Consider the following 22,486-nt stretch of genomic DNA (forward strand, 5'->3'; position numbering starts at 1 on the left):
GTCAGGCCGCCTCGACCAGCGACGCGCGCGCGAACACCGACCGCGCGATGCCATCGGCGCCAGGCGCATGCGTCTCGCAGGCCAACACCGGATACCCGGCGCGCGCCGCCCGCTCCGGGTCATGCGTCGCCACCAGCAACGCCGCACCGGCCTGGTCACACTCCCGCTTCAGCAACGCCAACACCGCATCGGCGAGTTCGGGATGCACCGACGCCGTCGGCTCATCCGCCAATACCAGCGCCGGCCGATGCGCCAGCGCGCGGGCGATCGCCACGCGCTGCCGCTGCCCAACGGACAGTTCCGCCGGCCGCTTGCGCAGCTGCGCCCCGATACCGAGTTCCTCCGCGAGCATCCGCACCCGCGCCGCGTCCTCGCACCCCGCGATGCGCTGCGTCAGCCCGATATTCCCCGCCACGGTCAGATAGGGCAGCAGCCCGCCGGTCTGCGGCACCACGCCGATGCGCCGCGCGCGCAGCGCCGCCAAGGCATCGCGCCGCCCCTCGCGCCACAGCCGCGCGATATCGCTGCCCGCGAAGGTGAAGCGGCCAACATCCGGCGGCAGCGCCAGCGCCAGCATCATCAACAAGGTCGACTTGCCGCTGCCCGACGGCCCGGCCAACGCCAGCGCCTCGCCCTCCGCCAACTCGAATGCCGGCACCTCCAGCGCGAATGGCGCCGCATCCCCGCGATAGGCCTTCGCCACCTCCCGCAGGGACAGCAGGCTACTCACGGCAGCGCTTCAAGCGGCACGGGGAAGAACGCCTCGCCCCCCGGCCGGCCATCGAGCGTCACCCACAAATCCGGCCGCGCGGCGAATTCCTGATACAGCCGCAACTTGGTCTCGATGCCGTTAATCAACTCGCGCTGCGCCGCCGCCCCCATGGCGAGCCATTCCTGCTCGCTCAATTCCATCACCTGGGATTGATAGGGCAGCCCATCGAGATACTCCCCCAAGGCCTGCCCGACCCGCGCGAGATTGCCCAGCCGCGCCGGGTCACGCGCCGTCGCCGCAAAGGCCGCCCGCAACTGCCCGAAAAACGACGTCGGATCGGTCCGCCCCGCCAGTCCGGCGTCAAGAATCCGTGTCAGCGCCTGCGACAAATCGGAAAGCTGGTTGCGCGTCAGCAGCACGCGAATGTCCAGCGCCGCCACCGTCGGGTCGCGCAGGTCGCGATCCGTGGTGAAGGACCGCACCACATCCGGCGCCGTCGTCCCGCCCTCGCGCCCGAGATAGGCGAGCCGCATCGCCGTCGCGACAATTTCCACCTGCTGCGCCATGCGCTCAGCCTCGGGCGTGCGCGCCGGCTCCACCCCGCCGATTGGCCGCCCGACGGTATCCGCCACCTGCCGGAACAGCGCATTGGTCAGCCCATTCACCACTCGCTCGAACGCCGGCGGAGAACCACCTTCCACCGGGAAATACAGCGACCCCGCCGCCCCGTACCGCGTCAATTCCTGATATTGCGCCCGCGCATGCGCGTGGTTCGCGCGCCCCTCGGGCGTCTGCAGATGAATCGCGAACAACGCGATGCCGCGCGCCTCCGCCAGCGCCTTGATCTCGGCAATGCCCAACCGCGTCTGCGACTTCGGATCGGTGGCATCCAACGCCCCGGCATCGGTGATCAACACCACATACCGCCCGCCAAAGGCCTGCCAATCCACCTGGTCGATCGCCACACGCAACCCGGCGATCGCATCCTCGTCGAAGCGCTCGGTCGGCACCGTCGCCGCGCGCACCTGCGCGAGCGCCGGCAGGATCGCATCCGGCGGCTGCGACAGATCCGGTGCGGCGACCAGCCGCGTCACATATTCCAGCTGCGGCCGGGCCGAGATATCCGCCCGATAGGCCACCATGCCGAAGCGGAAATTGTCGCGCACCGCGGTATCGCCGATGCGCGCGATGATACGGCGGATCGCCTCGCGCGTCTGGTCGATCGAGGCCTGCATCGAAATCGTCGTGTCGATGACGAAGACCACGCCGCCGCGGAAATCCCGCAGCCGCGCCGGGTCGGCCTGGGCCGGCGCCTGCCGCAACTCGGCCGGGGCGGAGATCACCTCCAGCATGCGCAACTGCGTGCCGTCGCGCCGCTGGATGGTCTCCGCCTCCAGGATCGGCAGCAGGTAGAAATTGCGCTGGATGTCGACGAAGGTCTCGGGTTCCAGCGCGAGCACCGGGCTGCCCGCCTGCCCCGCCGTCGCGCGCATCGCCACCGCATTCTGCGTCATGGAGGGCGAGGCCAGCAGCCCGCGCAACGCATCCGCATCGCGCAGGAACATGGTGCGTTCCCGCCCCGCCGGGTTGGTGAAGGCGCCGATCATGGTGTGGCGCCAATCGACCGCGCGGTCCTCGCGCACCCAGCCCTCGACACGCCCATCGGCCTCGCGGCCGATCTCCAGCCAGCCCTCACGCCGCGCATAGACATGCATCACGCTGAAGCCCGGCAACGGCCGCCCCTGCGCCGCGCCAAGCTGCGCATGCAGCGTCGCGCCGGGCCTCAGGATGACGCGCTGGAACAACGTCGTCTTGCCTGGGATCAGCAGGGGCGCGCGGGCGCCGGCGCGCAGGGCGCGGCCACCGCTTTGCGCCTGCGCGGCGAATGGCAGCAGCGCGACAGAGCCAAGGAGAAGCAGGCGGCGCGGCGTCATTGCCAGAAATCCCTGATGGTCAGCGGCGCGTTCAAATCACCCTCGCGCGCCCGGTCGTCGAGCCATTGCCGCAGCCGCGCGCGCGGCTCGGCGGCCGCCGCATCGCCGGCCGCCACCGCATCGCGATACTGCCGTGCGGCCTGGCGCGGATCCGGGTCGCGGAACGGCCGGCCCGGCTCAAAGCCCACCGGATCATACAACCGCGCCAACCGCGTCAGCGCCGCCGCATGGCCCGCCCGCGCCGCCGCTTCCCACAACAACAGCGCATCATCATACCGCCCGGCATCATAGCGCCGCGCGGCCTCATCGGCGATCGCGGCCGGCGAGGTCGCACGCGCGACAACCTCGGGCACCGTCAACCCATCGAGGCTGACCGGCGCCTGCGGTTCAATCCGGGGCTGGACCGGCGGCAGCGCCGGCGCCTCCGGGCGCGGCGGGTCGGCGCGCGGCAAGGGGTCGGGCGCGATGATGACCGGGTCTTCCGGCGGCGGCGCCTCCGGCACCGGCTGCTCGCGGATCTTGAACCACCACCAGGCCCCGCCACCGGCCGCCGCCAGCAACAGCAGCACCAGAAACACCCAGGGCCAGACCGCCCGCGACGCCACCACCGGCGCCGCCTGCGGCACCGAAAGCGCCGGCGCCGCGACGGGCCGCGGCGGCGCCACCGTGATGGTCGCGTCCGGGTCCTCGATCGGCAACCCCGGCAAGGGCGGTGGCGCGGGTCGCACGGCCGGCGCCGGCACCGCGATGGTATGCCCCGACCCGCCATGCAGCGGCGGCACATCCGGCCAGAACAGCGGCGCCTCGACCCGCGCCGCCGGCAGGCGGAACTGCACCGGTCCCGCTTCCAGCCAATCCACCACCTGCGGCCCGAGATACAGCCGCACCCCCTGCGGCGACATCTCGACCCGATCGGGGCTGAGCAACGCGTCGCTCACCTGCCAACCATCCGGCCCGAGCGTCCCCTTGCCCCATCCCTCGCGCAGGATGCGAAAGCGCGGGTCGACCGGCACATCCATCACCCCCTGCAACAGGATGATGGCATGCCCGCCCTCGGGATGGGCCGGATCGGCGGCGGCGAGCACCGCACTCATGCCGCCCGGCCGAGCACGCCCAGGATCTTCCCAAGGCGCGCATTCTCCACCACGTCGATCTCAAGCCCGCCCGACGCCGTGACGTTCTCCTCCGCCAGGCGCGAAAACGCGCTGATCCAATCGACGTGATACTGCTTGTCGTAGGATTCCGGCTGCGGCCCGAGATGCGGCATGCCGTTGACCGGCGGGCGCGGCGCGAACACCGGCCGATCGGTTCGCCCGGCCCGCGGCCGCTGGTCCGTCGGCACTTCGCTGTAGCCCAACGTATGGACGTAGCGATTGACCACGCCCTCCGCGACCATCACCGGCTTGGACGCGCTCTCGCTCAATTTCTGCCGATAGGACGCCGCCTCGCGCAGCCGCTGTGCAATCCGCGAGGACAACGCCGTCCGCCGCGCCCCCGCGCCGATCTGCGCGACCAGCGCCGTCGCCGCATCGCGCGGCAACTTCAACTGCTCGGTCATCTCCGGCTCGGCCGCCGCGCGATGCATCTTCTCCATCCATTCGGCGACGGCGAGGTCGGCATAGCGTTCGAAGGCGTCACGCGCCTTGTGCTCGCCCTGCGCCGCCGGCGCCACCAGGTCGCCCAACTCGGCGAGGTAATCCTCCTCCCCCGCCCGCGCACCGACCGGCGCTTCCTCCTCCGGTTCCATCTGCATCCGCCACCAGGCAGAGGTCAGCTCCTCCGGCGTCACCTGCAGGCTGCGGATCAACCGCCCGAAGGCCTGGGCCGAGGCACAAGCGACCAGCGCCCGGCTGACCACCCGCGCTTCCTCCCGCCGCTTCGCCAATTCCTGCGTCAGATCCCCCGAATGCCAATAGGGCGACAGCCGCCCCGCCATATCGAGCCGCAACGCCTCCAGCCGCGCCGCGATCTGCCCGCGCTTGATCGCCGGGTCGCAGACCGGCCGCAGGCTTTCAGCGAGATGCGAGATGCCGCCATCATTCAGCGTCATCGCCGCATCCCAGGCGCGCTCGGGGTCGGCGAAGTGGCGCCGCGCATCGTCATTGGTGACGAATTCCTCGCGCAGCCTGGCGATGCGCGCGGCCTCAGACGCCCGCGGCGCCGCCTCGCGCCCGTGCTCGTCATAGTCGAGGATGTGCTTCGCCGCGACATTCGGGTTGCGCAGCCAATAGGTATTCGCGAAGGGCTGCCCGGCCGCCCAGTTGCGCGGCCAGTCATATTCCTTGCCGAAAAAATCAAGCAGCGACGCGTTCAGCCGAATGGTCCAACGACTGCCCGTCCCTTCCGTCGCGCCCTTCTTCTCCTCGAACTCGGTGTCGAACTTCGTCAGCACCAGGAACAGCGCATTGCGATGCCGCACGCGTTCTTCCGGCGTCACGCCGAGCGTGCCATCCACCCAATCCTTGATCATCCGCGGCAGGGTGCGGACTTCCTGGTTGGACGGCCCGATGCACAGCAGCATCGAGGTGATTTCCTGCTCCGCGCAGTAGCGCTGGTACAGGTAGGCAACCTTGCCGCGCAGGAACAACCCCGGCAGCTTGCCCTTCTCGGCGAGGAACCGCCCCGGCTGCGTCAGCTTCTCGCGCGACCGCGCGCCGGGGAAGTCGAGCAGGTCGGTGACGTCGAAGAAGTCCCAAGGCTTGTCGCGCAGCGCGATGGTCAGCTCGGCGACCAGCGCCGCGACCGCCGCGCGCGGCAACACCGCCTGCCGCCCCGCCCGCGTGCGCAGCGCCAGCTTGCCATCCGCCGGATCGCCCAGCCCCGACAGCGTCCGCACATCGATGATCGAGGTCTCGCGCGGCGAAAGCGCATCGAGCGGCGCAAAAGCCTCATCCGGAAAATCCAGCGCGGCCAGCGCGGCGAGCAACTCCCGCGCCGCACTCGTCACCGCCTCATGACCGTTCCACAGGATCGAGAAGAAGGCCGCGCGTTCCGCTACCGGCAGCCGTGGCGCGATATTCGCCGCCTGCGCCCAGAACGCCGACCCCAGCCCCGGGATCAGCGGATGCCCGCGAAACAGCCCCTCGAAATACTCGCGCAGATCATCGACATCATCATCGGTCAGCCGGTCCACCGGCTCCGCGCCGGCCCGCGCGGCGAAGCGCGCGCAATGCGACTGCACGAATTCCGGCGAGGGAATATCCACCTCCGCCGGGTCGAAATCCTCCAGGAAGGTATTGCCGAGAATCTTGATGACATCGGTCTGCGACAACAGCCGCAGCGCCACGGGATGCCCCGGCAGCGCCGCCGGCGGCCGCAGCGTGAAGCGCGTGACGAGCCCCGTCGCCTCCTGCCCGCCCTCGGGGTTGATGTCGCGCACGAAATCCAGCGCCGCGCCGTCGAACATCGCGGTGACCGATTCCTGCCCACGCCGCGCCAGCGCCGAGATCAGGTACGACTTGCCCGATTGCGACGGCCCGAACACCGCGACGCACATCGGCCGTTCGGCAGCAGCCTCCAACTTCCGGGCCCGCCGCGCGAACTTCCGGAAATCGCGCGCCACGGCCGGCGCTTCCTCGCGCACCTTGGTGCGGTTGTCGGCGAGCCAGCCGATCGCCTCGGAGGCCGCCTCGGCGGTCCCGCGCGCGGCTGCGGCCAGCGCGGCGTCAGTGGAGGTATCGAGCCTCATGCCAACCCCACCACACCGGTATCGCGCCAATAGCCCGCTTCGGATTTCATCGTCTGCAGCCGTATCTCCACATCGGTGCGCCTGAGCGCGGTGCCCTCGGAATCCTCGATTTCCTCGACGCGGAAATCCTCGCGCTTCTCTTCCTGGCCCGGTGCGTCGGGGTCCATGTCGGCCCGGCGTATCTTCACCCGCAGCGGCAGCGCCAGGCGAGGAACGCTTTCAGGGTTCGCGAATTCCAGCGCGTATAACGGCGTCGCCGGCCAGCGTTCGATCGGCAATTGCCGGAAACCGAGAAAGGTCGGCGCCGCGAAGGTCATGGTGAATTCGACCCCATCGGCGCTGGCCGGCCGTTTCTCCAGATCCACCTCGGACAGCAACACCCCCTGCTCGCGAATCTGCCCCGAAATCTCCATCCGCCCGATGAATCGCGCGGTGGATTTCATCGACAATTGCGATGTCCGCATCAGGAAGGATTCCAAACGCCCTTCCGCCAGCGCACAGAGCATCGCCCCCACCGCCGCGCTGGTCTTGGGGTCCTCGATCCGCGCATTGGCATCGCGGAACGGATACCACCCACCCACCGCATAGCGATGCATGCCGATCATCCGATGCGGCGGCACCGGCGATTTCGCCAGCACGATGTCGGTGATCGCGCGCAGCCGCGACGGGCGCCCGGACAGCAACAACACGTCGCAATCGTAATGCCAGACCACCTCGCACAGGTCCGCCAGCACCGGGCCGAGCGTCGCCTGGATCACCGCCTCGACCCGCCGCACATCGGCGGCGATCTCGACATCGGCGATGGCGAAGTCCCGCGCCCCCGCCTGCCGCGCCGCCGTCTCGAAAAAGGCGACGGCGCGTGGATTGGCCGGCTGCGCCTCGCCCTCCAGCACGGCGCGGATGGCGGCGCGGAACACCTCCCCCATCTGCCGCCCCTCGATCCGCTCATAGGCGTGCAACACGGCGAGCCCGGTCGGTTCCAGCACCTGTGCGACGAATTGCCGCCGCAGATGCCGCTCCACTTCGGATTGCCCACCGCGATCGCCGCCTAAGGTCTGGCGCAAGAAGGCCTGCGGGTCCGACATGCCGGCCCCGCGCAACGCCTCCGCCACCTGCGGCAGCACCAGATGCGTGATCAGCCCTTCCAGCACCTCGTCGCCGGCGATCTTGAAGCCTTCGCGAAACTCCTGGCGTGGCACGATGGTGTCGCGGTTCTCCACGCTCCAGGTCACCACCATCAGATCGGTGGTCCCGCCACCGATGTCGATCGACGCCACCCGCAGGCAGGGGTTCGGCCCACGTTCCGGCCGCACCCGCCCGGCCAGTTCGAACATCCCCTGCGCATCGCCCTGCAGCCGCTGGGTGATCTCCGTGTAGAGCCAAACCACCTGCGTCGCCGTCGCCTCGTCGAGGTTTAGCAACACGCGCGGTTCCGGCGGCGCCGTCGCCCCCGCCTCGGTCCACCCCAGCAGGTCCCAGGCGAGCTTGATCGCCCCCTCCGCCCGCTCACGCAGAATCTTCTGCTCGGCCAGCGGCATGGCCGGCGGCAGCGTCAATATCACCCGCCGCAACCGCCTGGGCACATCCGCGAACCGCCGCGCCGAGCGCGTCGCCGGCGCGTTGATCTGGCTCACCGCCTGCATCAGCAATTCGGTCAGCAGGAAGGTGAACATCGAGGACCGCGAGAACCGCGCGCGCACCGCTGGCTGCCCCCGCCCGCGCAGCATGCGCAGCGCCTCGCCCGTTTCCGTCACATGCGCCATGAACGGCCCCGAGACCGGCGGCTCCGTCGTCACGCCATCCGACGCACGCCCGTTGAACCGCCACCCCTGCACATTCGGCCGCCGGTCCCACAGATACCGCTTCGGGCTCGAAATTCCCGTCGCGCCTTCATTGCCCTGCGTCGCCGCGGCGAGGCGCATCGCCTCCGGCCCGACCCGCACCGGCGACGGCCAGCGAAACGCGCTCGCCCGCCCCGAGCGTCGCGAAATCGCATCCCGCCCGAAGGACCCGACGGCGAACTCCACCCGGCTCTCGAACGGGCGCGCATAGATCTGCTCCGGCCGCGACAGATCCCGCAGCGCCAGCACCGATGAATTGTTCAGCGACGGCGCGTCCTGGCTTTCCTCCACCAGCAGTCCGCAGGTGCGCGAATTGCCGACATCGAGCACTAGGTCGACATTGATCGGTGCATAGCCCCGATTGTCCGACACCACATCGACCAGACGGATGCGCGGCAGGATGCCGATCCCCTCCAGCAGCCCGAGGAAGCTCAGATACCGCGCCCAATGCTCGCAGACATGCGGAAAGTCCTCCGGGCGAAGCGAGCGCCCACCACGCTGCGCCTGCCGCAATTCGCGGAAGCCTTCCTCCAGCCACTGTCCGACCCAGGATTCATTGAGGAACCAGGCGTTCTCCGCATGACCGCAGACCGGCGCGAATTCCTGCTGCCGCGCTGAATCCTCCGGCGCCGGCGCCACATAGGGCCGCTCCGGCACCCGCACCATCAAGGCCGTATCGAAGGCGAGCACCAATCGGTGCGACCGCCCCTCCGCATCCCGCTGCGGAAACTCGGCGATGTAGGCGCGCGCCCAGTTCGACGGCCCGCGATCATACACTTCCTTGCCATCCGCCCCGCGCGCATGAACGCGGAAGAACGGCAGCGGCACCCACTTGTTCAGGAACGGCTCCAGTGCCTGCGCGCGCGAGATCGCATAGGTCTCCGCCGGGTCCGGCACCTGCCGCGTCACCGGGTCGGCCAGGTTGCCGTCCTCATCCGGTTCCAGCACGCGCAGGATGGTGGGAGATTTGCCCTCATGGTCCACCTGCTCGCGCAGCGTCTCCTCCCAGTAGTTGCGGGAGCCACGCGGCAGCCGGTCGATATCGAAGTCGATATCGACGAACTGGATGCCGGAAGACGGCACCAGGCTGATCAGGCCGGCCGTGGTCGAACTACTCATGAACACCCCATCTCGCGCCGGCGAGTGTGCAGCAGGCCGAGCCCCCGCGCCAACGTGGCGGTGAAACGGCCGGCCAGCATCAATTCGCCGGACAATTCAGACGATACCGCCACCGCGTATTCGCGAAGGGCCCGATCACCACCACCTCGACCACATCATCACCACCCTGCGGCCGCCAGTCGAAGCCGATCCGCCCGCGCCCGCTGACCATCCCCGGCGTGCGCGCCAGCACCCGCCCGCGATAACGGACCTCGATGCTGTCCGGCACTGTCTGGGTGTCATAGTCAATCGTCACCGGTCCCGGCGTCGGCCCCACATAATGCCGCGTCCGCGTCTCCCCCGCCCCGCCTGACTGCGTGTCCACATTGCAGGGCTGCGTCCCCGGCGGAGGGCCAGAGGCGCGCGGCGGTGGCGGCGGCGGCTCGGGCGGCGGTGGCGGCGGCGCCGGCGGCGGTTCCGGCAACGGGTCCTGCCGTGGCGGTTCGGGCGCCGGTTCCGGCGGCCGCTGCGGTTCGGGCTGCGGCGGCGGCTGTGGTGGCGGCGGTTCCGGCGCGCGCGGGATCGGGCAGGCCAACCGCCGACGACCGAGTTGTTCCTCCAACCGCGCGAGATCGGTCCGCAGATCCCGCTCGCCCCGCTCCGCCTCGACCAGCCGGGCCAGTGCCTCGAGATCCCCCTGCGCCGCGACGCAGGCCGATTCCGGCGGCACCAGGAATCGCCAAGCCAGCAACGGCCCCAACAACCCGGCCAGCAACGCCAGCACCGCCAGGGCGATCAGCGTCGCCGCCCAGACCCCCCAGGGCCGCCGCGCCGGCGCCTGCCAATGCCGCCCGTCGTCGAAGCGTCCCAGCAACCCGAGTGGCCCGGGCGAGGCCGCGCCGACATGCCCCCACCCCGCCAGCACCGGCCGCCCATCCACGGCAAACACCAAGTCGAAGGACGGGATCTCGCCGATCGCCGGCCAAAGCCGCGCCAGCGCACCCCCACCCTCGGCCCCCTGGCGCTCCGCCTCCCGCCGCAGGTCCGACAGCAACCGCCCCGCCTCGGCCATCAACGCCGCGCGGGATGCGGCATCGAGGTCGGCATAGGGCAGCATCCGCGCCCCGGGCGCGCCCCAGCCTATGCCGGTCTCCTCGACCACCGGCGCCGCGAACAGCGCGGTATGGGCGGGTGAGAGCCGCCCGGCCTCCGCCTGCAGCGCAGCAAACGCCTCGCCCGGCGGGATCGGCAACAAGGAGCGCAAATCCTGCGCGCGGGTGGCGGCGAGGCGCATCATGCGGGCCGGCTCCGCGGTGACGGGGCGCGGGTCATGGCACGGTGAACTCCCCAACCACCTGGTCGCGCTGCCCCTGCCGCGCCGTGCCGGCGATAACCCGGTCCGGCTGCCCCTCCTGGCGCACCGTCACGCGATACGGCGTGGTCGGCCCATCCGCCCGGTCGAAGTAATCCACCACGATCCGATACCGCCCCGGCGCCGGGTTCTGGTCGAACACCACATTCTCCACCGGCGTGCGCGTGGTCGGCCCGCCCGCCGCGTTGCGGTCGATGTCGAGCGCCCCGCCACAGGCCGCCCGGTTGCGGAAGTCGATCCGCTGCCCGCTCGGGCAGATCACCGCGAGGTCGAGGTCGTTGCGGTCATCCCAGGCCAGGATCACCTGTGTCCGCCCCCGCCTGGCACCCTGCCGGTCGGCCCGGTCAAGGTCCGTATTTCGCGGCGGCTCCGGCGGCGGCTGCTGGGGCGGCGGCTGCGGTGGCTGTGGCTGCGGTGGCTGTGGCTGGGGCGGCGGTTCCGGTGGCCGCGGCGGCTCGGGCGGGCGCGGCGCCGGTGGCGGCGGGCGGCACAGCAGCCGCCGCTCCCCGGCCTCGGCGACGATGCGCGCCAGCTCGGCGCGCAGCGCCCCCTCGCGTGCCTCCTCCTCGCGCAGCGTGTCGAGCCGCGCCACCTCGCCCTCAGGCGCCACGCATTGCGCCTGCGGGGTCGCGAACCACCCGAACGGATCGCGCCACAACAGCCACAGCGCCAGCAACAGCATCAACAACGTCAGCAGGAAGGCGAGCAGCCACGGCCAAACCCGTCGCGACGCCACGGCCACCGCCGCCGGCGGGCCGACAATGCTCATCGGCGCCACCGGCACCGGCATCATCTTCACCAGCAGCTCGCGCATCCCGCCCGGCCCCGCCAGGGTATGCCCCCAGGGTGCCAGCACGGGCACGCCATCCCGCACGCGGATCGCCGAAGGGTCCGGTATCTCCAGCGCCAGGCGCAGCAATTCGCCCAGGAAGCGCTCGCCCTCGCTGCCCGACTCGCGCAACCGCCCGGCCGCCGCCTGGATCTCGGCCACCATCGGCATCAGCAGCCCGCGCGCGGCTTCCTGCGCGGCGGGGTCGAGGTCGGTCAGCGCCACCGCCGGGCCCGCGCCCGGCGCATACCAGTCGATGCTGCCCTTCTCCGGGTCCGGATTGGGCTCGGCGAACAGCGCGGCATGCCGCGCCGTCAGCGCGCGCCTCAGATATTGGGTAAGCTGTTCCCAATGCTGCACCGCCAGCTGCCCACCGACGCCCTGCGCCAGCAGGTCCCGGTTCAGCGTGGTGGCAATCAGGCTCTCGTCCACGTGGGATCCCGCCTTTCCCGCTCAGCGCGGCGCGGCCGGCGCGGCCGGCGGCGCGGTGGGCTCCGGCGCGGGTGCCGGCGTCGCGGGGGCCGCCGCGGGCGGCACGGCGGGCGCACCGGGTGCCGGCGCGACAGCGGCCGGCGCCGCATCCGGCGTCGGCGCGGGCGCCGCGGGCGCTGGCCCCGGCGCCACCGCGGCCGGCTGGCACGCCCCAGTCAGTTCCGTCACCGCCACGCCATTCGCCGTCACGAAGGCGACCAGCGAATCCTCCTTCTGCGCGTAGGAGACCCGCTCCCCCTGCTCCGCATTGAAGAAGCCGAAGGTGTTGATGCCGACGACGCGCCCGCAGCGATCTACGAGCGGCCCGCCCGAATTGCCCCGGCTGATCGCCGCCGTATGTGGCATCACCACCAACCCCGAGGGCAGGTTCTGCACCGCGCTCACCAGCCCATCCGTCACTGCGAGTTCCGGGATCGAGCGGATATTGCCATCCAGCAGCGCGGTGAAATTCGCATCCGTCTGCATGATCGCCTGCGGGAAGCCGGCGGCGATCACCGGATCAAGCCGGCTCGCCACCCGCGTCAGCCCCAGCGGGGCGAGCGCCGGCGCATCGGCCGGCAGCCGCAGCAGCGCGAAATCCGGCTTGCCGGGCGCCGGGTCGGGCGTCTGCGCCACCACCGACATCGTCACCGGCCGCCCAAGCCGCCGGTTCACCACATAGATCCGCGCCGGGTCGAGCGGCGCGACCACATGCGCATTGGTCACCACCAGCCCCGGCGCGACGACGAAGCCAGTCCCGGTGCCCACCCCCTGCCCATTGGCCAGCGGCCCGAGCACCAGCACCGTCGCCTGGTCGAGCATCTCGATCAGCGTGCCCTGGAAGGCCTGCTGCCCGGCCGGCGTCGGCGGCAGCGAGGAAGGCTGCATCGGCGTGATCTGCGGCGGCGTCAGCGGCGACTGCCCGAAACCCTCCGGCCGGCAGACATCGCCCTGCAATTGCTGGCGCGCCTGCTCGATCTCGACGCGCAAGGCATCATTGGTGGCGCGCTGGCGCGTCACCTGGTCATCGATGCGCGATGAATCCGCGACATGGGCGACCAGCCGCTGCGCGGCGATGCGTTCCGAGATCAATTGCCAACCCAGCCAGAAGCCCAGCCCAAGAAACACCAGCGCCACCAGCACGCCGACCGGCAACAGCCACCAGTTCCACGCCGAGGAGACCGCGCGCGTGGCCACCGGCACGGCGGCGACGGCAGCCATCGGCGCGACCGGCGGCGCCATCGCGGCCGGGGCCGGGCGCGGCGGCGGCGGCGCGGCGCGCGGGGTCTCCGGCGCCGGCGCACCCTCCGCCAACAATGCAGGTGGCAGCGCGGCGCCGTAGATCGCGCGCAAATGCGCCTGCCGGCTTGCCGGGTCGCGCAACGCATCCGGCGGCGCCAACCCCCAGCCGGTGATCAGCGGCCGGTCATCGACGGCCAGAATGGAATCCGGCCCCGCCAGCACCAGCGCCCCGCGCAGCAGCGGGTCGCCCATCAGCGGCGCCAGCGCGGCCAATTCCCCCGCCAGCCGCTGTTCCACCGCGGCGCGGCGCGCCGGCGGCAGCGCGGCGAGCGGCACCGGGTCACCTCCGGCCACCGCATACCAGGATACCGAGCCCGGATTGCGCCCATTGCCCCAGGTGATCACCGGTTCGGCGAACAGCCTCGCACGGTCGGGCCCGAGCAGCGCGCGCAGCCGCGCATCGGCGTCGAGCACCGCGGCGCCGCCCACGGCGACCGGTTCGAGCCCCGAGAGCTCGGTCTTCAGGATGAAGCGCGGACTCGCCATGCTGTGGTCGGCTCCGAACCGGACATTGTGGCGGCGCGTCCGAATCCCGCGCCGGTTGTGATGATAGTACGTGGCATGTTCTCAACGGAGAATGGCTTCGCCATGGCGAAGGCGACCTTGCGGTGGCGCAACCGGGATGTGTCATGAAGCACTTCATCCGGCGCGTCGGCCGTGATTGACGACGCTCCGTCGGGGCGGCGAGGGTCGCCCGTCCCGCCGCCTGAACGAGGTTGACGCGATGCGCCGCATCCTGCCGCTGCTCTTGCTGCTCGCCGCACCGGCGCTGGCGCAGGGCTTGCCCACGACGAAACCACCGCCGCTGGGCGCGCCCCTCAGCCAGCCGCCGGGGACCGCTCAGGCCGCGCCGGCGTCACGCTGCGCGGCGCCACTCGCCAATGCCTGCCTGTCGCAGCAGGGCGCCTGCCAGGTGGCCTGCCCGCCGATGTGGAGCATGAACCCGAGCGCCCCCGCCTTCACCCCGACCGATCGGGCGGGCTGCATGCAGCGCTGCTTCCAGCAATACCTGTCCTGCCGCCGCCTGCATGGGTGCTAGCGCGGCTTCCGTTCGCCCTCGCCCACGAAATCTCTCTAACCTGCTGTTCTTTCGATAATCTTCGCCCGATCAGGTGATTCCACTGATCGGGATCTGCTCCAGCGCGGCCGCCAATTGCCGGGACCGCGGAATCCGCGGCAGATCATCGTTTTCGCGACAATCAGCCGCCCTGCGGATCACGCCACCCGAGCAAGACGCACCACATCGCCTTCTTTAAGTAGAAATTTAAGTTAGATAGATTAAGCTATTGTGTTTAAACAATTTGTTTATTTACTCGAATTTCTACGCATCACCAGCCCCCCTCCGGCGCGCCCGCCATACCGAACCTGCCGGCTGCACCGTCACCCGCGACACCGGACTGACCGCCCAGGCCGACACGACGTCGGCGTCCATGGCGCGACCTGCCGGATGCCTTCTGTCTTGACCGCCCCGCAGCGTGGCCTGGCCCATGAGATGTTCGACGGGCCTCCAGCAGAGGTCCTCACGGCCAATGAGGCATGGACCGCGACCCTCTCTCCGTCCGGCCCTTGCGGAGAGGGGCGCCATCGCCGCCATGCCGATCAACCGATCCCGCGCTCGCGGATACCATGCCGATAGGCACCTAGCCGCACAGCGTCACCTGATCGAATGCCGAACCGGCAGGCTCAAGCCGTTTCGACGGGTCGCAATCCTCGACGAGAAACCCGCCAGGAAGGCCCTCGGCGGCATCACACTCGCCGCAACCATCCTGTGGCTGAGTCGGGTGTCCACGCCATCTGGCGCGTGGTGACCGCTGGTTCGGATGCGCCGAAGGTCTGAATCACGCGACCAGACAATCGGTCAGAGCGGGATTGGTGAATGATGGCAAACCAATCACGCCCTAGCAGCCCTCGACCCCATACCGCGCCGCCGCCGCGCAGCGCATCGCCACCACTTGGCCGCCAATCTCGAACACCCGGAACACCTCCCCGGTATTGCAGATGCTGTGGATCGACCCGTTTGGCAGCCGCTGCGCCTCGGTTACATGCCCGCACACCACGCGCTCGAAATTCGCATGGATCACCCGCTGCGCGATGGTCACCGGATTGCCCGGCGGGGCGGCCCCGATGCTGGGCTGCGCCTGGGCGCGACCGGCGGCGAAGGAACTGGCGGCAAGCAGCGCCAGGATGGCTGCAAGCGAGGCGGTGTGCGTCATGCGTGCAAGGTAATCGACTGCACGCCCCGGCGGAATGACCCCGATACCACCGCGACCGCGCAAACTGCCTCCCCCTCGCCCTTGCCGCCCCCCTTAGTTTATGCGACTGCAACTTACTCTCAATAAAAAATCCTCAGGTGACCCACTCCCTCCCCACATCGCGCCGTGCCGCCCTCGGTCTGCTGGGGCTCCTCCCGCCCATCCTCGCACACGCCGAGGACGGCAACCCCGTCCCCATCGCAGGCCTGCGCGCCATCGATCTCGCACCGCGCGCCGGGGGCCCCGCCTGGCGCATCTTCCTGCGCATCCCGCCGGGCGCGCCGCCCGCCGCCGGCTGGCCGGCGCTCTTCCTGCTCGACGCCAACGCCGTCATGGGCACCGCCACCGATGCGCTGCGCGTGCAGGCCGCCTGGCCCGCCGGCACAGGCATCCGCGACGCGGTGCTGGTCGGCATCGGCTACCCCACTGAGGCGGCCTATGACAGCGTTCGCCGCTCCTGGGACTATTCGCCGCCGCCGGGCCGCAGCTACCCGCCGCACCGCCCCGACGGCCCGCCGGTACGCACCGGCGGTGCGCTCGATTTTCTGCGCTTCATCGAGACCGAACTGAAGCCCTTCCTCGCCGCGCGCGTGGCGCTCGACCCGGCGCTACAGGCGATCTTCGGCCATTCCTTCGGTGGCCTCTTCGTACTGACCGCGCTGTTCACTACCCCGCGCGCCTTTACCCATTGGATCGCCATGAGTCCCTCGATCTACTGGGAAGACCATGCGGTGCTGGCCGCCGAGCGCCGTTTCGCCGCGATGCCCGCCGAACAGCGCGGCACGCCCCGGCTGCTGATGGCGGTGGGCGAATATGAACGCCATCTCGCGCCCTTCCAGCGCGACCAGCCGGATGCCGCGGCGCGGCTCGCGCGGCTGCAGGCGACCCGGCATTTCGAGAATGTGCGCGAGACGGCCGACCGGCTGCGACCGCTCGGCGTGGCCGTCACCGTCGAGGAAATCCCGCACGAGACCCACATGTCAATGCTCCCGCAGGCGATCAACATGGCGATGCGCTTCGCGCTCGTGCACTGACCCCGGTGACGCCGGGGGCGCCGGGGGCGCCGGGGGCGCATCAGTATGCTGGATTCCTGCGTCCTGTTCCTGCTATGTTCACCCATCAGGCGGCGAACTGCGCCTGCTGCCGCGAAACGCCGCCAGGCACTTAAAATCCTAAAATCTTGAAGTGTGGCGCTTCAACAGCTTAGCCATTCCGGCAGCCGAGACGCCGCCCGTCACGCCTCGATCACGACGTAGGATTCCTCGACCCGGACCGGCACCGTCTCCGCCTGGTACGGCCCCTCGACCAGTTCGGCCCCCGCCGCCACCCCGGCCGGAAACGGCCGCACCTTGATCCGGCGCGGGTCGAACCAGGATTTGCCGGTGCGGATGTCGAATTCCCATTGATGCCAGGGGCAGCGGATGAACTCGCCGGCGCGGGAGAAGTGATACCACCCCGGCTCATCCGACAGCGTCAACCCGCACTGGATGCCGCCCGACAGCGCCCCGCCCTGATGCGGGCAGCGGTCGAGCAGCGCAAAGAAGTCGCCCTCAAGGTTGAACACCACGATGCGCTTACCCGCGGCCTCGACCACGCGGCGCGCCCCGGGCGGAATCTCGGCGACCGGCGCCACGACATGCCGCGTCATCGGAAGCGGTAGATCCGGTTCGCATTGCCGCCATAGATCGTCGCTCGCTTCTCCTCCGGGATGAAACCGGGGATGGCGAGGCGGGGATCGTCGAAATCCCAATGCGGGTAGTCCGAGGCGAACAGGATGCGGTCCCAGCCGATCCATTCCATGGTGTCGAGCAGGTGTTCCGGCCGTTCCGGCTCCTCGATCGGCTGGGTCGAGACGAAGACGTGCTCGCGCAGGTACTCCGATGGCGCGCGCTTGAGATGCGGCACCTCATCGCGCAGCCGCTTCCACGACGCATCGAGCCGCCACCCCAGTGCGGGCATCCAACCGAAGCCACATTCGATCATCACGACGCGGAGCCCGGGGAAGCGCTCGAAAATGCCTTCCACGACCATCGAAGCGACTTGCGCCTGGGCCGAGGTCGCATGTTCCTGCACTTCCTCGATGTAGAAGGAAGGCCAGCCGCCATTGGTCATGGCATGGCCGGAATAGCCAAAAGCATGGATGCCAACGGGCAATCCGGCCTCGGCGGCGGCCTGATAGATCGGCCAATAACGCTGCCGGCCGAGCGGTTCCGAGGTCCGGCTCATCAGCAGCACCTGGCAGAAACGCGGGTCACCGGCCCAATGCCGGATCTCGGCGGCCGAAGCGGGGCCGTCCTCATAGGGCACGACGATCGACCCGCGCAGCCTTGGCTCATGGCGCAGCCAGTGCTCGACCTGCCATTCATTCACCGCGCGCGCCATGGCGACGGAAAACGCGTCATTCACATCGCCCTGCCCCGAGGGCTGCAACGGGTTCAGCACCCCGACATCCAGCCCATACCGGTCCAGCAATTGTTCCTGCAGGAAGGGCAGGTCCGAGGCCGGCGGCCCGCCGCCCGGCGGCCAGGCATCACGACGGCAGGCGAGCGGCGCCGCCTTCGGAAACGGATACCCCTTGGCGAAACCATGCCGCGCATGGATGCCGTAGGTCACCAGCCGGTGCCACACGGCCTCGGTCAGGAACGGCCGGAACTCGGACAGGTCGCGCACGCGCGGATGGATATCGACATCCACCAGCCCCAGCGTGGCCGCCGCCGGCTTCCCCGGGGCGGCAATCGGACGGACGAGGTTCATGTGGTGCCTCCTTCCCTGAGCCGAGCATAGGTCGCGAGCGGATTATCCACCATGATCTTCGGCAGCAGCCCGGCGGGCAGGCCTTGCGGGACGGTGGCATCACCCTCGAAATGCGCATGCGGCCAGTCGGTCGCCCATAGCAGCATCTCGTCGGACCGCATGTGGTCGAGCAGCCGGGCGATGGTGTCGGCATCCTCCGGCGCATCGAAGGGACGCACCGTCAGCCGGACATGGTCGCGGATGATCTCGGCCGGCGGGCGGTCCACCCAGGGCACTTCGAAGCGCACGCCCTTCCACGACTTGGTCAGCCGCCACAGGAAGGCCGGCAGCCAGGTAACGCCGGACTCGACCAGCACCACCTTCAGGCCGGGGAACTTGCCGAACACGCCCTCGGTCAGCAGCGAGGCCAGGGACGCCTGGAACCCATAGGCATTCGAGACATATTCCTCGACATGCCAGGACGGCCAGCCGACCGAGGTCGGCGGATGCCGCCAAGCGCTCCCGGCATGGATGGCGAGCGGCAGCCCGGCCTTCTCCAGCGCCGCATGCACCGGCCACCATTCGCGCCGGCCGAGCGGCACCTCCCCCATGCACAGCACCATCGCCTGCACGAAGCGGCGGTCGGGGGCGAGGCGTTCGATCTCCGCCAGCGCTTCCTCGATGCCATTGGGCAGTAGGATGGCGGCGCGCAGCCGGTCATCGCGATCGAGCCATTCGGCCCGCACCCAATCATTCACCGCGCGCGCCATCGCCGCCGACATGTCACGGCTGAACGGCAACTGCACCGGAAACAACGGATTCAGGATGCCGATCGACGCCCCCCAGCGATCCAGCGCCTGCGTCTGCAACTGCCCGACCGTCGACGGCGCCGCGCCATTCGCCCCGCGCCAATCGCCGCGCACGGAGGACGGCGCGTTGGGCGGATAGGAGGCGCTTTCCAACACCTGGATTCCGCGTTCCACCAGCGTGTGGCGCCAGTATTCATCCATATAGGGCATCAGGGCAGCGATGCCGGGCACGCCGGGATGCAGGTCGCAATCAATGGCGGCGGTCGTCACGGCTCCTCCACGCGCCCGCTATCGGGGCGCCTGGTTGCAGCCTCCCGCTTCGCGGCGCGCGCCGCAAGCCCCGGGCGCGTTACTCGGCCGGCATCGGTGCGCCGTGGCCGACCGAGAAGCGCCGCGCCAGCCCGTCAAAGGCCAGGTACAGCACCGGCGTGACGAACAGCGTCAGCGCCTGGCTGACCACCAGCCCGCCGACCACCGCAAGGCCCAGCGGCTGGCGCAATTCCGCCGCCGCGCCCCAGCCGGCGGCGATCGGGATGGCGCCGGCGCCGGCGGCGAGCGTGGTCATCATGATCGGGCGGAAGCGCAACAGGCAGGCATCGCGCACCGCTTCGAACACCGGCACGCCGGCACGTTGTCGGGTCAGCGCCACATCGACGATCATGATGGCGTTCTTCTTGACCAGCCCCACCAGCAACAGCGTGCCGATCACCGCAATCACGGACAGGTCGAGCCCGAATAGTTGCAGCGTGGCAAAGGCACCAAGCGCCGCCGCCGGCAGGCCCGACAGGATGGTCAGCGGATGGATGAGGCTTTCATAGAGCACGCCGAGCACGAGATACATGATCAGGATGGCCGCGAGCACCAGCATCCCCTGCCCGGCCGCCGCCTGCTGGAAGATCTGCGCCGTGCCGGTATAGCCGGTGACGATGGTGGGCGGGATGCCAAGATCCTGCTCGACCGCCTGGATCGCCGCCACCGCCTGGCCGAGCGAGACGCCCGGCGCGGTGTTGAAGCCGATGGTGACCGCCGGCAACTGCCCCTGGTGTCCGACCGTCAGCGGACCCGAGCCGCGGTCGAGCCGCGACACCGCCGAGAGCGGCACCAACCGTCCCGTATTGGACCGCAGATAGAGCTTGGCGAGGCCGCTCTCGTCGCGCTGGTCCTCCGGCAGGGCCTCGAGGATCACCGGATAGGCATTGGCCTGGCCGAAGATGGTCGAGATCTGTCGGCTGCCGAAGGCTGAATAGAGCGCCTGGCGCACCTGGTCCTGGCTGACGCCGAGCAGCACGGCGCGGTCGCGGTCCACCGTCACCTGCACCACCGGACTGTCGAGCTGCAGGTCGGTGTTGACGTCTTGCAGATCGGGCAGCTGCTGCAGCCGCGTCTCGATGCGTTGCGCCCAATCATACAGCTCATCGAGCCGCAGCCCTTGCAGCGTATAGAGATACAGTGTGCGCGAGGCGCGCGCGCCGAAGCTGATGTTCTGGATCGGGTTGACGAAGACGCGCAGCCCCGGGATCACGTTGAGTTGCCGGCGCAGCTGCTGCACCACCTCGGGCATCGGCGGGCGTTCGCCGAGCGGCTTCAGCTCGACGAACAACCGGCCCTGGTTGATCGAGGCGGAACCGCCCACCGCGCCGACATTCGACACCACCGAGACGACATCGGGCGATGCCAGCAGGATCTGGCTGGCGCGCCCCTGCATCTCGGCCATGGCATCGATCGAGGCGCCGCGCGGCCCTTCGGTGCTGACCGTCAGCAGGCCGGTATCCTCGACCGGGAAGAAGCCCTTGGGAATGATCACGGCGAGCCACACCGCCGCGGCCACCGAGCCAATGAAGGCGAGCCAGACAAGCGACCGCCAGCGCAGCGCCGCATCGAGCATCCGCGCATAGCCGCGCTCCACCGCGACGAAGCCCTTCTCCAGGAAGGCATCGAGCCGCGACGGCTTCGCATGCGCCGGCAGGCGCGAGGCCATCAGCGGTGTGATCGTCAGCGACACCACGCAGGAGGCGACGACGGCGAGCGAGACGGTCGCCGCGAAGGCATTGAACACGCGCCCGACCACGCCGCCCATCAGCAGGATCGGCAGGAAGACGGCGATCAGCGACAGGGTGATGGAGATGACGGTGAAGCCGATCTCCTTCGCCCCGCGGATTGCCGCCTGCATCGGCGCGATGCCGTTCTCCATGTGCCGCACCGCGGCTTCGAGCACGACGATAGCGTCGTCCACGACCAGCCCGACGGCGATGGTCAGGCCAAGCAGCGTGACGTTGTCGATGCCATAGCCCAGCGCATACATCAGCCCGAAGGTGATGCAGAGGCTGATCGGCACGGCGACGGTCGGGATCAGCGTCGCACTCACCCGGCGCAGGAACAGGAAGCAGACCAGCACCACCAGGCCGATGGCGATCAGCAGGCTTTCCTGCACGTCATGCACCGCGGCGCGGATCGAAGCGGAGCGGTCGAGCATGACGCCGATCTCGCCACCCGGCGGCAGCGCCGCGCGCAGGGCCGGCAGCGAGGCCCGCACGCCATCGACGACATCGACGGTGTTGGCGTCCGGTTGGCGCATCACGGCGAGCACCAGCGCTCGGCGCCCGTCGCGCCAGGAGGCGACGCGCTGGTTCTGCACCCCGTCATCGACGCGGGCGATATCGGCGAGCCGCACCGGCGCATTGTTGCGCCCGCCGACGACGAGTTGCCCGAAGGCCGCGGCATCCTGCGGCTGATCATTGGCGCGCAGCGAAAGCTGCTGGTGCTGACCCTGCAGCAGGCCGATCGGCGTGTTGGAATTCGCCGCCGCCACCGCCTGCTGCACCTGGTCGAAGCTGAGCCCCATCGAGGCGATGCGGTCCGGGTCAAGGCGCACCCGAACCGAATAGAGCTGTTCGCCAAAGACCTGTACCTGCGCTACGCCCGGCACGCGCGAGAGCGCCGGGCCGACGATGGTGCTGGCGATGTCGTTCAGCCGGTACAGCGGCACGTCGCCATTGGTCTCGAGCGTCAGCAGCAGCACCGGCGCATCGGCCGGATTGACCTTCCGGTATGACGGCGGCGTCGTCATTTCGCTGGGCAGCCGGCGCTGCGCGCGGGTGAGGGCCGCCTGCACATCCTGCGCGGCGGCGTCGATGTTGCGGTTCAGCACGAATTGCAGGGTGATCTGCGTCGTGTCCTGCCCGTTCAGCGAGGAGATCTGGTCGATGCCCGCGATGGTCGAGAATTCGCGTTCCAGCGGCAGCGCAACCGAGGTCGCCATGGTCTCCGGGCTCGCCCCCGGCAGGTTGGCGTAGACGGTGATGACCGGGAAGTCGACGCGCGGCACGGCGGCGACCGGCAGCTTCATATAGCCGACGATGCCGGCGATGATGGCAGCGGCCGCGAGCAGCCCCGTCATGACGGGCCGGCGGATGCAGAGTTCGGAGATGTTCATCGCCGCGGCTCC

The 22,486-nt window shown here is 69.9% G+C and carries 15 protein-coding genes; 2 read left to right on the forward strand and 13 right to left on the reverse strand.

Annotated elements, in window-relative coordinates; translation table 11 throughout:
* Nucleotide 1 precedes the first annotated feature (1 nt).
* From IEY36_RS15280 to IEY36_RS15315, 8 genes are all read right to left on the reverse strand, one after another.
* On the reverse strand, nucleotides 2-730 hold the full coding sequence (locus tag IEY36_RS15280; RefSeq protein WP_229681338.1) for an ABC transporter ATP-binding protein: 729 nt from the start codon (nucleotides 728-730) through the stop codon (nucleotides 2-4).
* Nucleotides 727-2,646, reverse strand: coding sequence for a vWA domain-containing protein (locus IEY36_RS15285; RefSeq protein WP_188968113.1), 1,920 nt, complete (start codon nucleotides 2,644-2,646; stop codon nucleotides 727-729). The genes IEY36_RS15280 and IEY36_RS15285 overlap by 4 nt, the downstream gene beginning before the upstream one ends.
* Entirely contained in the window at nucleotides 2,643-3,740 is a 1,098-nt protein-coding gene (locus tag IEY36_RS15290; RefSeq protein ID WP_188968115.1) for a hypothetical protein, read from the reverse strand. The genes IEY36_RS15285 and IEY36_RS15290 overlap by 4 nt, the downstream gene beginning before the upstream one ends.
* Nucleotides 3,737-6,334, reverse strand: a complete 2,598-nt coding sequence (locus IEY36_RS15295; RefSeq protein WP_188968117.1) for a virulence factor SrfC family protein — start codon at nucleotides 6,332-6,334, stop codon at nucleotides 3,737-3,739. The genes IEY36_RS15290 and IEY36_RS15295 overlap by 4 nt, the downstream gene beginning before the upstream one ends.
* Nucleotides 6,331-9,294: a virulence factor SrfB gene (locus IEY36_RS15300; RefSeq protein ID WP_188968119.1), complete on the reverse strand. Its 2,964-nt coding sequence runs from the start codon at nucleotides 9,292-9,294 to the stop codon at nucleotides 6,331-6,333. Before IEY36_RS15300 ends, IEY36_RS15295 begins: the two co-directional genes overlap by 4 nt.
* Nucleotides 9,295-9,373: 79 nt before the next feature.
* Nucleotides 9,374-10,570 carry a hypothetical protein gene (locus IEY36_RS15305; protein ID WP_188968121.1) on the reverse strand — a complete coding sequence of 399 codons (1,197 nt, stop codon included), beginning with the start codon at nucleotides 10,568-10,570 and terminating at the stop codon, nucleotides 9,374-9,376.
* Between the two features lie 31 nt (nucleotides 10,571-10,601).
* The gene (locus tag IEY36_RS15310) at nucleotides 10,602-11,906 is read right to left on the reverse strand and encodes a hypothetical protein (RefSeq protein WP_188968123.1); all 1,305 of its coding nucleotides are present in this window, start codon (nucleotides 11,904-11,906) and stop codon (nucleotides 10,602-10,604) included.
* A gap of 21 nt (nucleotides 11,907-11,927) precedes the next feature.
* Complete coding sequence (locus tag IEY36_RS15315) at nucleotides 11,928-13,733, reverse strand: S1 family peptidase (RefSeq protein WP_188968125.1); 1,806 nt, start codon at nucleotides 13,731-13,733, stop codon at nucleotides 11,928-11,930.
* 238 nt (nucleotides 13,734-13,971) lie between these two features.
* Between IEY36_RS15315 and IEY36_RS15320 the strand changes: the two genes are divergently transcribed.
* Nucleotides 13,972-14,286 carry a hypothetical protein gene (locus IEY36_RS15320; protein WP_188968127.1) on the forward strand — a complete coding sequence of 105 codons (315 nt, stop codon included), beginning with the start codon at nucleotides 13,972-13,974 and terminating at the stop codon, nucleotides 14,284-14,286.
* An 859-nt stretch (nucleotides 14,287-15,145) separates the two neighbouring features.
* Here IEY36_RS15320 and IEY36_RS15325 read toward each other — a convergent pair.
* Nucleotides 15,146-15,460: a hypothetical protein gene (locus IEY36_RS15325; protein WP_188968129.1), complete on the reverse strand. Its 315-nt coding sequence runs from the start codon at nucleotides 15,458-15,460 to the stop codon at nucleotides 15,146-15,148.
* Between the two features lie 137 nt (nucleotides 15,461-15,597).
* On the opposite strand from IEY36_RS15325, the gene IEY36_RS15330 reads away from it, so the two are divergent.
* The gene (locus tag IEY36_RS15330; RefSeq protein WP_229681339.1) at nucleotides 15,598-16,533 is read left to right on the forward strand and encodes an alpha/beta hydrolase; all 936 of its coding nucleotides are present in this window, start codon (nucleotides 15,598-15,600) and stop codon (nucleotides 16,531-16,533) included.
* A 200-nt stretch (nucleotides 16,534-16,733) separates the two neighbouring features.
* Here IEY36_RS15330 and IEY36_RS15335 read toward each other — a convergent pair whose 3' ends face one another.
* The 4 genes from IEY36_RS15335 to IEY36_RS15350 all read right to left on the reverse strand — a co-directional run bounded on the left by IEY36_RS15335 (nucleotide 16,734) and on the right by IEY36_RS15350 (nucleotide 22,474).
* On the reverse strand, nucleotides 16,734-17,147 hold the full coding sequence (locus tag IEY36_RS15335; protein WP_188968131.1) for a Rieske (2Fe-2S) protein: 414 nt from the start codon (nucleotides 17,145-17,147) through the stop codon (nucleotides 16,734-16,736).
* Nucleotides 17,144-18,253 carry an amidohydrolase family protein gene (locus tag IEY36_RS15340; RefSeq protein ID WP_188968133.1) on the reverse strand — a complete coding sequence of 370 codons (1,110 nt, stop codon included), beginning with the start codon at nucleotides 18,251-18,253 and terminating at the stop codon, nucleotides 17,144-17,146. The genes IEY36_RS15335 and IEY36_RS15340 overlap by 4 nt, the downstream gene beginning before the upstream one ends.
* Entirely contained in the window at nucleotides 18,250-19,311 is a 1,062-nt protein-coding gene (locus tag IEY36_RS15345) for an amidohydrolase family protein (RefSeq protein WP_229681340.1), read from the reverse strand. The genes IEY36_RS15340 and IEY36_RS15345 overlap by 4 nt, the downstream gene beginning before the upstream one ends.
* A gap of 79 nt (nucleotides 19,312-19,390) precedes the next feature.
* Entirely contained in the window at nucleotides 19,391-22,474 is a 3,084-nt protein-coding gene (locus IEY36_RS15350) for an efflux RND transporter permease subunit (RefSeq protein ID WP_188968135.1), read from the reverse strand.
* Nucleotides 22,475-22,486 lie beyond the last annotated feature (12 nt).

Source organism: Neoroseomonas lacus, assembly GCF_014644535.1.
GTDB classification, from domain to species: domain Bacteria; phylum Pseudomonadota; class Alphaproteobacteria; order Acetobacterales; family Acetobacteraceae; genus Neoroseomonas; species Neoroseomonas lacus.